Annotated in this window: 11 protein-coding genes; 9 read left to right on the top strand and 2 right to left on the bottom strand. The window is 38.3% G+C overall.

The features are described 5' to 3' along the window. Positions 1-1,099 (bottom strand): peptide chain release factor 2 gene (gene prfB, locus Q0794_RS12560; RefSeq protein WP_298942390.1). Its coding sequence is split into 2 segments (ribosomal slippage): positions 1-1,023 and positions 1,025-1,099, totalling 1,098 coding nucleotides; the frame shifts between segments, so codons are not numbered across the junction. Between the two features lie 515 nt (positions 1,100-1,614). On the opposite strand from prfB, the gene Q0794_RS12555 reads away from it, so the two are divergent. The 9 genes from Q0794_RS12555 (at position 1,615) to Q0794_RS12515 (ending at position 11,482) form a co-directional block, all read left to right on the top strand. Then, entirely contained in the window at positions 1,615-3,339 is a 1,725-nt protein-coding gene (locus Q0794_RS12555) for an acetolactate synthase 3 large subunit (protein ID WP_298942388.1), read from the top strand. Then, positions 3,332-3,832, top strand: a complete 501-nt coding sequence (gene ilvN / locus Q0794_RS12550) for an acetolactate synthase small subunit (protein ID WP_298942386.1) — start codon at positions 3,332-3,334, stop codon at positions 3,830-3,832. The genes Q0794_RS12555 and ilvN overlap by 8 nt, the downstream gene beginning before the upstream one ends. A gap of 284 nt (positions 3,833-4,116) precedes the next feature. Beyond that, entirely contained in the window at positions 4,117-4,572 is a 456-nt protein-coding gene (locus tag Q0794_RS12545; protein WP_298942384.1) for a copper chaperone PCu(A)C, read from the top strand. A 30-nt stretch (positions 4,573-4,602) separates the two neighbouring features. Then, a complete protein-coding gene (locus Q0794_RS12540) occupies positions 4,603-5,214 on the top strand; it encodes a TIGR04219 family outer membrane beta-barrel protein (RefSeq protein WP_298942382.1) in 612 nt (203 codons plus the stop codon). 300 nt (positions 5,215-5,514) lie between these two features. Beyond that, positions 5,515-6,141, top strand: coding sequence for a glutathione S-transferase family protein (locus Q0794_RS12535; RefSeq protein WP_298942380.1), 627 nt, complete (start codon positions 5,515-5,517; stop codon positions 6,139-6,141). 309 nt (positions 6,142-6,450) lie between these two features. Further along, entirely contained in the window at positions 6,451-8,247 is a 1,797-nt protein-coding gene (locus tag Q0794_RS12530) for an assimilatory sulfite reductase (NADPH) flavoprotein subunit (RefSeq protein WP_298942378.1), read from the top strand. Continuing rightward, positions 8,247-9,938: an assimilatory sulfite reductase (NADPH) hemoprotein subunit gene (gene cysI, locus Q0794_RS12525; RefSeq protein ID WP_298942376.1), complete on the top strand. Its 1,692-nt coding sequence runs from the start codon at positions 8,247-8,249 to the stop codon at positions 9,936-9,938. Before Q0794_RS12530 ends, cysI begins: the two co-directional genes overlap by 1 nt. Further along, a complete protein-coding gene (locus Q0794_RS12520; protein ID WP_298942374.1) occupies positions 9,931-10,695 on the top strand; it encodes a phosphoadenylyl-sulfate reductase in 765 nt (254 codons plus the stop codon). The genes cysI and Q0794_RS12520 overlap by 8 nt, the downstream gene beginning before the upstream one ends. A 163-nt stretch (positions 10,696-10,858) precedes the next feature. Further along, complete coding sequence (locus Q0794_RS12515) at positions 10,859-11,482, top strand: flagellar protein MotX (protein WP_298942372.1); 624 nt, start codon at positions 10,859-10,861, stop codon at positions 11,480-11,482. Between the two features lie 1,578 nt (positions 11,483-13,060). Here Q0794_RS12515 and tuf read toward each other — a convergent pair. After that, positions 13,061-14,245 (bottom strand): elongation factor Tu, encoded by a 1,185-nt coding sequence (gene tuf / locus Q0794_RS12510; protein ID WP_298942370.1) that lies wholly within the window; start codon positions 14,243-14,245, stop codon positions 13,061-13,063. Positions 14,246-14,256 lie beyond the last annotated feature (11 nt).

The following is a 14,256-nucleotide window of genomic DNA, read 5'->3' as shown; positions in this document are numbered from 1 at the left end:
TTACAACCCAGATTTCAGGCTTGCTTCAATAAATTTATTTAAATCGCCATCTAATACAACTTGAGTATTACGATTTTCAACACCCGTACGCAAATCTTTAATACGCGAGTCATCTAATACGTATGAACGAATCTGACTACCCCAGCCAATATCCGACTTACCATCTTCATTAATTTGTTTTTCTACATTTTGCAATTGTACTTCATGCTCATAAAGTTTTGCACGAAGTTGCTTCATCGCTTGGTCTTTATTTTTATGTTGCGAACGGTCATTCTGACACTGCACCACTATATTAGTGGGTACATGCGTAATACGAACCGCAGATTCGGTTGTATTAACATGCTGACCACCCGCCCCCGATGCACGATAAACGTCAATGCGTAAATCCGCTGGGTTAATTTGAATATCGATGTTGTCATCAATTTCAGGGTAAATAAACGCAGAGGCAAAAGAGGTATGACGTTTACCCGATGAATCGAATGGCGATTTACGGACTAAACGATGTACGCCTGTTTCTGTACGTAACCAACCATAAGCATATTCCCCGCTAAAGCGAATAGTCGCACCTTTAATACCAGCGACATCGCCCGGTGTTGCTTCCATTAATTCTGTTTTATATCCGTTTGCTTCGCCCCAACGTAAATACATACGTAGCAGCATATTCGCCCAATCCTGTGCTTCAGTACCACCAGAGCCTGATTGAATATCAAGATAACAAGAACACGCATCTTGTTTACCTGAAAACATACGACGAAACTCTAGCACTTCAAGTTGCTTTTCAAGATCATTGGCTTCTTTAATAGCTTCATCAAAACTATCTTGATCACTTTCTTCGACAGCCATTTCGACTAGCATCTCAATTTCGTCAGTACCTTCTGTTAATGCATCAATGGTTTTCACTATTAATTCAAGGCTACTGCGTTCTTTTCCTAATGCTTGTGCATGCTCAGGATCGTTCCAAACTTCAGACGATTCAAGTTCACGGCTAACTTCTTCAAGTCGCTCTACTTTGGCGTCGTAGTCAAAGGTACCCCCTAAGCATTTCAGCACGCTCAGTTAGGTCTTTAAGTTGATTAAGAATAGGATTTACTTCAAACATTGAGGCTCACTATTAATATATTCGTAAAAAGAGGCGAATTTTAACCAATTATCTATGAAATAAATAGAGAACAATCAAAATTAATAGCCAGTTAGTCCAGCTTTTATTAAGCAAAGTCAGGCTTATATATAAGCAATCTGTAAGTTACCTATTTCAGATACGTTTCTTAAGCTGATTTGGATTATCGTTAATACATAAAAAGTATCAACCCCGAGATTCACGTAATAAGGTTAAAAATAATAAAATCACTTAACGGATTAAGTAATAGAACTCATGATGACGGCTAACAAACTATCCACAAAAGAATATTTATAAATAGTCAGTCACAATTAATAGAGTTAAGGCTTAAAATCTGCAACACAACAAATAAGTGTAAAAAAACATCATAAAAATCGATTTTTTAGATGCATTTTATTTTCATTAACGTAAAGTTAAAAGCTCATTTAAACAAGGTTGCTTCTACCCGATACAGGTAGAAAACGACGCAATTAACCGATTGTATAAGGATACAAATTATGGAAATGCTCTCAGGCGCAGAAATGGTTGTGCGCTCTCTACAGGACGAAGGTATAGAACATATCTTTGGCTACCCCGGCGGTTCAGTATTAGATATTTACGACGCCATCTTCCAATCAGACAAAATTGAACATTATCTAGTTCGTCATGAGCAAGCTGCTGTACACATGGCTGATGCTTATTCACGTTCAACGGGTAAAGTCGGTTGTGTATTAGTAACAGCTGGGCCAGGTGCTACAAACTGTATTACCGGTATTGCAACAGCTTACATGGATTCAATTCCATTAGTTGTCTTATCAGGTCAAGTACCTACTTTCTGGATTGGCGACGATGCATTCCAAGAAACCGATATGATCGGTGTTTCTCGTCCCGTCGTAAAACACAGCTTTTCATGCCGCACTGCTGAAGAAATTCCAATGGCGATCAAAAAAGCATTTTATATTGCTTCAACAGGTCGACCGGGTCCAGTGGTTATCGAATTGCCAAAAGATGTGCAAAACCCACTGAACAAATTTCCTTATGAATATCCTGAAAGTGTCAGCTTACGCTCATATAATCCGACATTAAGCGGTCATAAAGGGCAAATAAAACGTGCTGTTGCAGCATTATTAAGTGCTAGAAAACCTGTTTTATATGTTGGTGGTGGCGCTATTATTGCTAATGCATCAAAACAAGTATTAGAACTTGCTGAAAAGTTAAACTTGCCGGTAACCAATACCTTAATGGGGTTGGGTGCATTCCCAGGTGAGCACAAACAGTTTATCGGTATGTTAGGCATGCATGGTAATTATGAAGCAAATAAATCAATGCATAATGCAGATTTAATTTTTTCTTGTGGTGCGCGTTTTGATGACCGCGTAACAAACAATGTAGAGAAATTCTGTCCACACGCAAAAATCATGCACATTGATATTGACCCAACCTCTATTTCAAAAAACATCCATGCAGATTTACCAATCGTTGGTAGCGTGGAAGTAGTATTACAGCAAATGTTGGATCTTATTGACGAAACACAAGCCACTAATGACAGTGAAAGTATTAATGCTTGGTGGGATCAAATTAATGAATGGCGCGCTAAAGATTGTCTTGCTTACAAAACATCAGAAACACATATCAAACCGCAACAAGTGATCCAATGTTTATACAAAGTAACTAAAGGCGATGCAATCGTGACATCTGACGTTGGTCAGCACCAAATGGTGGCAGCGCAATATTACCCATTTAAAGAACCTCGCCAATGGATTAACTCTGGCGGTGCAGGCACGATGGGCTTCGGCTTACCGGCAGCAATGGGTTGTAAAATAGCATTCCCAGATCGCCCTGTTGTATGTGTAACGGGTGATGGCTCTATTCAAATGAATATTCAAGAGTTATCTACTTGTATGCAATACAACATTCCGCTAGTTATCCTACTATTGAACAATCGCTCTTTGGGTATGGTAAAACAGTGGCAAAAAATGTTCTATGGTGGTCGTCAATCTCATTCTTATATGGATAGTGTGCCTGATTTTGTTAAATTATCTGAAGCATATAATCATATCGGCATTAAGGTCGATAAAATTGAAGAACTTGAGCCTGCATTAACACGTGCATTTGAATTGAAAGATCGTGTTGTATTTGTTGACGTCGCAATTGACCCTGAAGAACACGTTTATCCAATGCAAATAAAATCAGGCAGTATGGAAGATATGTACCTAAGCAAAACGGAGAAAACTGATGCGTAGAATTATAGCTGTTTTACTAGAAAACGAATCAGGTGCATTGTCTCGTGTTGTTGGTCTTTTTTCACAACGCGCTTATAACATTGAATCTTTGACCGTATCACCGACTAACGATAAAACGTTATCTCGTATGACCATCACAACAGATGTTGTTAATCATGCTGAGCTTGAGCAAATGATGAAACAACTACACAAATTAGTTGATGTGTTACGTGTTACTGAATTAACGCAAAGTGCACATGTAGAACGTGAATTATTATTGGTTAAAGTACGTACTGTCGGTAGTGAAGCGCGTGAAGAAGTCAAACGCACTTGTGATATCTATCGTGGTCAAATTGTCGATATCACTCAGAACTTGTATACCATTCAATTAACTGGTGCGGGTGCGAAACTAGATGCCTTTATTGCAACGATGGATGATGCAAGTGAAATTGTTGAAGTCGTAAGATCCGGCGTTTGTGGTATTGCTCGTGGTGATAAAGCATTGCGAGCGTAAACTGCAATGTAATTGTTAACCTTTGATATGCAAAGTGCAGTTCCTGTACTTTGCATTTTTTGCTTATAGGAGAATAAAATGTTCGAATTGCTTGCACTATTGATGTCCGCATTTGTACTTTTTATGTTTGGTATATCAATACTTAGTCTTGGTGTTATTGCCTTCATAATGATCGCTTGCTTTATTTTTATTGGTGCCCTCTCCTTTATTTTAAAATTTGGCATTTGGATCTTAGCGGCCTATTTAATTTATTATTATTTCTTTCAATATAACAAGGACAAGTCATGAAAAAAATAACACTATTAGCCTTTACGCTACTCTTTTCAATAAGTAGTTTTGCAAGTGAGATAGATATTAGTAAACAACTTATACGTGCTACACCCCCGCATGCAAAAAACAGTGCAGCTTTTTTCACTATGACAAATAATGCAGATAAAAGTATCAATTTAATCGCTGTGAGTAGTGACATTGCAGAAAAAGTTCAAATACATACTAATATTAATGAAGATGGCATGATGAAAATGCGTCAAGTAGAGTCTATAATGATTGAAGCTAATAGCAGTACATCATTACAACCGGGTGGCTATCATGTTATGTTTTTAGGTTTAAAAAATGATTTGACCGAGGGACAAAGCGTCGAACTCACTCTTTATTTTGATAATGGCGAACAAATGAAAGTGAGTACACCAGTACAAAAAATCACTACAAATCATAAAATTTCAGATAAAAAACATCATTAAATAATTAAGCTCATAAAGGGATATCGTATTATGAAAAAACAGGTTTTAGCCGCTGCTATCGCAGCAACAATGAGCATGCCAGCAATGGCTGATTTTTTAGGTGTTTATGCTGGGCTTGATTACAGCACTAATGACACAACATTGGGTAATTCATCAGACAAATCAAACAACATTTCTGGCTATATTGCGTTTGAACATTTTATTCCTCTCATTCCAAACGTAAAACTTAAATACAACAATCTAACCAATCATCATTTCGATGAAGATGAAAGTTCAACAAAGAATGGTATTTTATACTATGAAATTCTTGATAATGATCTAGTTGAGCTTGATTTAGGCGCGGTGTATACCGAGGCAGAAGGTTATAATGAAAGTGCTAACCTTGTACAAGCTTATGGTGCAGCTAAAGTACACGTACCAGGTGTAAGTATGCATGCTTTTGCAGAGGTTATTGCCGGTTCAGTAACAAGTGATGATGTATTAAGCGGTGAAATTGGCTTAGCTTATACGTTTAATCCTGATTCAAGCTTATTAAACATTGCTGTTCGTACAGGTTACCGTGTACAAGAATTAGATTTAAACCATACGTCTAACAAACAAGAAATTGATGGCTTATTTGCTGGTGTAGAAGTTCATTTCTAAACCTCACTAACAATAGTTCATTAAATTTAAAGGCCACAAATAGTTATCTGTTTGTGGCCTTTTTACTTAAATGAAGACAAATTTTTACTTAGGTGAAGACAATTTACTTAAGTGAAGGCAACAAGTTACGCATTTAAAATTAAGCTGATTTTCTGTAAACAAAACCTTCTTGTAGACTCCTGAATAACTTGCATAACCTTATGATGAGGTTAAAGTGATAGATGGCAATGGAATGTAAAGTAAAAGAGCTTTGATAAACTTGCTCGTACATTATCAACCATTATAAAAATTAGGAATATCATGATTAAATTGCATCATTTAAATAAATCACGTTCTAAGCGCATTATTTGGTTATTAGAAGAACTTAATATTAGCTATGAGATTGTTCCGTACCAACGTGATAGCGTCAGTTTTCTTGCTCCACCAGAGCTTAAGTCAGTTCACCCGTTAGGTAAATCACCGGTGATTGAAGATGGCGATTTAGTTATCGCAGAGTCAGGCGCTATTACTGAATACCTTATCGATAAATACGCAGATGGTAAACTAGCACCCACACGGGGTACAAAAGAGTATGTAGAATACTCCCAATGGTTACACTTTGCGGAAAGCTCTGCTATTTTACCTTTGTTATTAAAAATGTTTGTTGCAAAAGATGGCTGTGAAACTAACTTTTTAGCTCAATATGCAGATATAGAAACTAAAAAAGTGATTAACTTCTTCGATCAATCATTACAAGGTAAACGTTATTTAGTCTCAGACCAATTAACGGGTGCAGATATCATGATGTCATTCATTGCAGAATTAGTTCAAAACAATGGCGAATTAGATAAATACAAAAATATAGCAGCTTACTTAGAGCAACTATCAACGCATCCCGCTTTTACTCGATCAAATGAAATTGAATTAGATGCAGAAACAACGATATAGTTTTTGAAAATATTAATGGGTTGCTAACACTAAGCTTGTAGTCTTAACTTTTACCCCTGTATATTCTTTTACCCCCTATATACTAATAAAAAATGACATGGCCACATTTTAAATAGATTTATAATGTGGCCAACATTAAACATAACCAGTCTTCAATTTCCTCCTCTAAAAAACCACCCAAATACGAATGATTATTAACCACACTTTTTAAATAGCATTTAGTTATAAAAGAGTAACTTTTATTCTTTTGTGTTCGTTATAAGCTCGCGTAAACTCCAATCATCTTAATGTAATAGTGGAAATTACTTCATGGCACTTAACAATTTATCGGCTTTAACATCGCCTTTATCAGAGTCACAATTGGCTCAGTTGCAACAAGCAACAGCTGGCCTAGATGCAGTACAAACTGCATGGGTTAGCGGTTACCTAGCAGGCGTAAGCCAAGGCCCAGTAACAGCAGCGGCTCCTACGCAAAGCGCAGGACAAAGCCTAACGATTTTAGTTGGTTCACAAACGGGTAACGCAAAAGGCGTTGCACAAGAGTTAGCTGAGCAAGCGACAGCTAAAGGCATCCCTAACCAATTAATTTCAATGGCTGATTACAAAGTTAAAGCGATTAAAGATGAGAGCCATGTCATTGTTGTTGCCAGTACTAATGGTGAAGGTGAAGCACCTGATGATGCTATCGACTTGCATGCATTTTTAGCCTCTAAAAAAGCACCTAAACTAGCTGATTTAAAATTTGCTGTATTAGGGTTAGGTGACTCGAGCTATGAATTCTTCTGCCAAACAGGTAAAGATTTTGAACAACGTTTACAAACATTAGGTGGCGAAATAATCACCGAGCGTTTAGATGCCGATGTTGATTACCAAGAAGTAACACAAGCTTGGTTCGATAAAGCATTAACAGCAGTTGAAGCAACGCTAGAAAAAGCAGGGACATCAACAACTGCAGCCGTCGCAACTGGCACTATCGTAACGGAAAATAAATATAATAAACAAAATCCTTTCAGTGCAAGTTTATTAACAAGTCAAAAAATCACTGGCGATCGTTCTGCAAAAGACGTTCGACACATTGAGATTGACTTAGAAGGTTCAGACTTACATTACACAGCCGGTGATGCATTAGGTATTTGGTTTAAGAACGACCAAAACATGGTTGATGAACTAATTGAAAAATTAGGCTTAGATGCAACGAAAGAAGTCACTGTCGGTGATAACAAAATTGCACTAAAAGAAGCATTGATTGAAGAATATGAATTAACCGGCACACACCCTGGGTTTATTGAAGGTTATGCCGCATTAACAGAAAATGAAGCATTACTAAAACTAGCTGAAGATAAAAACGCGTGTCGTGATTTCGCTAATAATAACCAAGTAGTGGATGTTGTGACTGCAACAGGTAATGACAAGGTAACAGAAGAAAACTTCGTTGCGTTGTTGCGCCGTAGTAGCCCTCGCCTATATTCAATTGCATCAAGCCAAACAGAAGTGGAAGAAGAAGTTCACTTAACAGTCGGCGCAGTTGTCTTTGAGAATGAATCTGGCCAACAACGTGGCGGCAGTGCTTCAACTTTCTTATCTCACCGTTTAGAAGAAGGTCAAGAAGTTAAAGTCTTTATTGAAGATAACCACAACTTCCGTCTTCCAGCTAACCCGGAAACACCAGTGATAATGGTTGGTCCAGGTACTGGCATCGCGCCTTTCCGTGCCTTCATGCAAGAACGTGAAGCAACTGAAGCAACAGGTAAAAACTGGTTATTATTTGGTGACCAAACATTTAACGAAGATTTCCTATATCAAGTTGAATGGCAAACACATTTGAAATCAGGTCTATTAACTAGACTAGACCTTGCATTCTCTCGTGACCAAGCTGAAAAAATATATGTACAAGACCGTCTAAAAGAAAACGCTGCTGAAGTATTTAAGTGGTTACAAGATGGTGCTCATTTCTACGTATGTGGTGATGCAAACCGTATGGCTAAAGACGTACAAACAACACTTATCGAAATAATCAGCAAGCAAGGTAAATTAAGCCTTGAAGATGCAGAAGAATACTTAACAGAATTACGCCAAGCAAAACGCTACCAAAGGGATGTTTACTAATGAGCCAGAAATTACACGACAACGAACGCATTAAAATTGAAAGTAATTATCTTCGCGGTAACTTAGTAGAAGGAATTAACGATACAACAACAGGTTCATTCCACCCTGATGAAGTGCAACTTGTTAAATTCCACGGTTTATACCAACAAGATCACCGTGATCTACGTGCTGAACGTAAGCAACAAAAACTAGAACCGTTATATTCGTTCTTGTTACGTGCTCGTTTACCGGGCGGTGTTGTAACACCTGAGCAATGGTTAGAGATCGATCGTATCGCTGAAGAACTAACTGATGCCGGTAGTATCCGTATTACTACACGTCAAACGTTCCAATACCACGGTATCTTTAAACGTAACTTAAAATCAGTATTCCAAGAATTGAAATTCAAAGCGAATATCGATTCTATTTTTACTGCGGGTGATGTTAACCGTAATACTATCTGTACTTCTAACCCAGAGCAGTCTGAGTTGCACACAGAAGTGTATGAGCTTTCTAAAAAGTTAAGCGAACACTTCTTACCAAAATCAAATGCTTATGCAGAGATTTGGTTAGATGGCGAAAAAGTATTAGATACGGTAGAAGAAGAGCCTATCTACAATAATATTTTCTTACCACGTAAATTTAAAATTGCTGTGGCATTACCACCATACAATGATGTTGATATTCATGCTAATGACCTTAACTTCATTGCGATTATCGAAGATAACAACATCACCGGTTATAACGTCGTTGTTGGTGCCGGTTTAGGCATGACACACGGTGATAAAACAACCTTCCCGCGTTTAGGTGATGACTTTGGTTTTATTACTGTCGATAAAGTAATGGAAGTAGCTGAAGCAGTAGTAACAACACAACGTGACCTTGGTGGTCGTGTTAGTCGTTCTCATGCTCGTACTAAATACACGCTTGAAACACACGGTATTGAGACGTTCAAGAAAGAAGTTGAGAAACGTGCTGGTATTACTTTTGCTGCGCCCGGTGCTTACGAGTTCACAGAACGTGGCGACCGTATCGGTTGGGTTAAAGGTATTGATAACAAATGGCACCTAACGGTATTCATTGAGAATGGTCGTATTCTGGACTTTGATGGTAAACCATTAAAATCAGGCTTAGTAAAAATTGCAAAAGTACACCAAGGTACTTTCCGCATGACAGCGAACCAAAATCTAGTAATAGCAAGTGTGCCAGAGTCTGAAAAAGACAACATTGAAAAATTAGCACGTGAGTGTGGATTAATTGATGACGGTACGAGTGGCCAACGCCTTGATTCAATGGCATGTGTATCTTTACCAACTTGTCCCCTAGCAATGGCAGAAGCCGAACGTTATTTACCAGGCTTAACCGATGATGTTGAAGGCTTACTAGCGAAACACGGTATTGCAAAAGAGCATATCATCCTGCGTATTACAGGCTGTCCAAATGGCTGTGGTCGTGCGATGTTAGCGGAAGTTGGTTTAGTGGGTAAAGCACCTGGTCGCTATAATCTACATTTAGGGGGGAATCGTATCGGTACGCGTATTCCTAAGATGTATGCTGAAAATATTGATGAGCAAGCAATAGTAGATACTTTAGACGAATTAATTGGTCGTTGGGCAACAGAATGTAATCAAGATGAAGATTTTGGAGACTTTGTTATCCGCGCCGGTATTATTTCTGAAGTAGTTATTGCGGCTAGGGACTTCTATGCCTAACACCTTAGTTCTAGACCATCTATTAACACTTTCTAAAGCAGAGCAGACTACTGCGCTTGCTGAAGTAAATACGTTATTAGAAAAGATGACAGCGTCACAACGTGTCCAATGGGCCGTCGACAATCTAGAAAGTGAATTTGTTTTATCATCAAGCTTTGGAATACAAGCAGCGGTATGTTTGCACATGATCACAGCGGTCAAAGCAGATACTCCGATTATTTTGACGGATACAGGATATTTATTCCCTGAGACCTATCAATTTATTGATGATTTAACAAAACAACTTAACTTAAACCTAAAAATTTACAGTGCAGAGCACGGCCCAGCATGGCAAGAAGCACGCTATGGTAAATTATGGGATCAAGGCGTAGATGGTTTAACTAAGTACAATTTAATCAATAAAGTTGAGCCAATGAAACGCGCATTGAAAGAATTAAATGCTAAAACATGGTTCTCTGGTTTACGTCGTTCACAATCATCAAGTCGTGAAGACTTACCAGTTTTAAGTATTCAAAATAACTGCTTTAAATTTTTACCGATTATCGATTGGAGTAATAAAGAAGTACATTATTACCTAGAAGAGAACGGTTTAAGTTATCACCCATTATGGGAGCAAGGTTATGTTTCAGTAGGCGATGTTCAAACATCACGCCCACTTGAATTAGGCATGAGTGAAGAAGAAACACGCTTCTTTGGCTTAAAACGTGAGTGTGGATTACACGAAGACCCTATTGAAGAACAAGGCAGTGGTATTTAATCACTTTTAATCTAATTAAATAATACCGCTATAGAAAGCCTCTAATAAAATTAGAGGCTTTTTTTTGCTTGTTTTTTACTTAAGAAAAAAGACCGCGTGCCGATAAGTTACTATCAATGACTATAATGAATATTTTGATAAGGTATCAAAGCCAAGGGTTTATATGAAAATAATAATACAATCATTACTGATATTCAGTTTATTAAGCAGTATGGCGACGATTGCTGAAGATTATCCAGTAATACAGGTATATACCCAGGATGAACTCAACTCGCTGATTAAAAAGAATAAGCATTTACAAAGGGTAAAAGCAGACGATTGCCAATTAGTACAAGATATTGAAGCACATGCACTCAAAATACAAGAGCCCTCTTATGTGTTCTTATGGGGAGATATGCTGGCTTGGGGTGTTTGTGTAGAGCGCAATGCAACATTAGGCATGTATTATATTGATCAAGCCGCTAAACAAGGCTTATTGGCAGCAATAGAACAGCTAGGGCGTTATTACAATAATGGTACTTTGGTCATTAAAGACAAAGAGAAAGCGACAAAATATTTTAGGGAAGCTGCACTACAAGGGTTCTTACCCGCTAAAATCAGCTACATCAAATTACTAGATCAAGGCTATGGTAGCCCACTTGATTATGAAGATGCATACCGAGCGTTAAATAGCAGTGTTATTGTCGATCCAAAAACAAAAAGAGAAGCAGAAAGACTATTAGCCAGATTAGCAAAAAAAATGCCAGAGTATGCGATTACTAACGCACGGAAAAATTATAATGATTAGCTTATTACTTTATAAAATCGTATCTTATTACCAGAAGAAGTTAAAAAGATAGCAACATAAATAAACAAAATGCCCCTGTAAATAATCAATATCTTTAACTCGTTATCATCATTTTCATTCATTTAATGTTTTAATGTTTTAATGTCAAATCTAGAGCCCCTAAAAGCCTCTCTAATACAAAAGCAAGACACTACCCAATAACTTAACCATCTTCACACACAAAACCTACAAGAGTAGCTTTCTCTATTATTTTTAACATTAAAACTCTATCATTTATAACGCCACTAACGAATCCCCTCCCCTGGACTGATGCTTGTAGCCTGCATTTTATGTATTGGTTGTCGCTTTTTTTATTGGGGCGCATAGCGAATTAGGCGTCAGCCTAGTTTTATGAGCTGAGTAGCTCTGCGAGTCATGTTTTCAGCTTGCAGTATTTTAACTTTCGGGGCGCATGCTTCAGCTTGCAGATCTTTTTTGTGTTGATTGTTGAATGGATTATTCAATTAATCATTCGTGTTACAAGGATCAAACAATAAACCCTAACACCAGAATCCCTGCAGGCTAAAGCATGCGCCCCAAAGTCAAAAGCTGATAATAGAAGCTAGGAAGCTAAATCGTGTTGATTTTAGGGTGCATGGCGAATTAGGCGTCAGCCTAGTTTTATGAGCGGAGTAGCTCTGCGAGTCATGTTTTCAGCTTGCAGCATTTTAACTTTCGGGGCGCATGCTTCAGCTTGCAGATCTTTTTTGTGTTGATTGTTGGATGGATTATTCAATTAATCATTCGTGTTACAAAGAGCAAAAAATAAACCTTAACACCAGAATCCCTGCAGGCTAAAGCCAGCGTCCAAGGTCACAAGGGGTTTACCACGAAGGTACGAAGGGTGAAGAAGGTAAGAGTAAAAGCAATTAAAACAAGTAAGGATTATAGCTTTTCTTTCGTGTCCTTCCTGTAGCGTAGCGCTTCGTGGTTATTTTGGTGCTTTCAAGTCAAAAGCTGATAATAGAAGCTAAGAAGCTAAATCGTGTTGACTTTCGGGCGCATGGCGGATTAGACGTCAGCCTAGTTTTATGAGCGGAGTAGCTCTGCGAGCCCAGTTTTCAGCTTGCAGAGCTTTTTTGTGTTGGGCTCTAAGTATTTTGATATTACCTTTCGTAATTTCTAAGTCAAAAGCAACACATACCCCCTGCAGGCTAAAGCATGCGCCCCAAAGTCAAAAACAAAAAAACAACACCAGTACCTACATGCTCTTGGTATAGCGCCACCTTCACGGATTACAAAATGGTGCCCTTCATCCATAGCTTTACATTACTTTTCTGCAGACATAAAAAAGAGAACCAAGGCTCTCTTTTTTGAATATTGTTTAACTAAAAACGTGTCATTCTATGTTTCGACAAGGTCGCGATGATAGTAGAAACAACACCAGTACCTACATGCACTTGGTATAGCGCTACTTTCACGGATTGCGAAATGGAGACCTTCACCCATAGCTTTACATTACTTTTCTGCAGACATAAAAAAAGAGAGCCTAGGCTCTCTTTTTTGAATATTGTTTAACTAAAAACGTGTAATTATAAATTACGCGATGATAGTAGAAACAACACCAGCACCAACAGTACGGCCACCTTCGCGGATTGCGAAACGTAGACCTTCATCCATAGCGATTGGACCAATTAGTTCAACAACGAACTTAAGGTTATCACCAGGCATTACCATTTCAACACCTTCTGGAAGCTCAACAGCACCAGTGATGTCAGTTGTACGGAAGTAGAACTGTGGACGGTAACCTTTGAAGAATGGAGTATGACGACCACCTTCATCTTTACTTAGTACGTATACTTCAGATTCGAACTTAGTATGCGGCTTGATTGAACCAGGCTTAGCTAGAACTTGACCACGTTCAACGTCTTCACGTTTAGTACCACGTAAAAGAACACCAACGTTCTCACCAGCACGACCTTCGTCAAGAAGTTTACGGAACATCTCAACACCAGTACATGTAGTAGTAACAGTATCTTTAAGACCAACGATTTCAACAGACTCACCAACTTTGATGATACCGCGCTCAACACGACCAGTAACAACAGTACCACGACCAGCAATTGAGAATACATCTTCAATTGGTAGGATGAATGGTTTGTCGATGTCACGCTCTGGAAGAGGGATATAAGTATCTAGTGCATCAGCAAGTTCAAGGATTTTATCTTCCCATTCAGCTTCGCCTTCAAGTGCTTTAAGCGCTGAACCAAGGATAACTGGTAGGTCATCACCTGGGAAATCATATTCAGAAAGAAGTTCACGAACTTCCATTTCTACTAATTCTAGTAGCTCTTCATCATCAACCATGTCACATTTGTTTAAGAAAACAACTAAGTGTGGAACACCAACTTGACGAGAAAGTAGGATATGCTCACGAGTTTGTGGCATAGGACCATCTGTTGCAGCAACAACTAAGATACCACCATCCATTTGAGCAGCACCAGTGATCATGTTTTTAACATAATCGGCATGTCCAGGACAGTCTACGTGTGCGTAGTGACGAGTTTCTGTATCGTATTCGATGTGAGAAGTATTGATTGTAATACCACGTTCACGCTCTTCTGGAGCATTATCGATTGCAGAGAAATCACGAACGTCGCCGCCGAATTTCTTAGTTAATACAGCAGAGATTGCAGCTGTTAAAGTAGTTTTACCATGGTCAACGTGGCCAATTGTACCTACGTTTACATGTGGTTTATTACGTTCAAATTTTTCTTTAGACACAGTGTGTACCT

This window comes from uncultured Psychromonas sp., from assembly GCF_947489755.1.
GTDB lineage: Bacteria > Pseudomonadota > Gammaproteobacteria > Enterobacterales > Psychromonadaceae > Psychromonas.
Note: the sequence above shows the minus strand (reverse complement) of the source record. Positions and strands in the feature narration are given on the sequence as shown.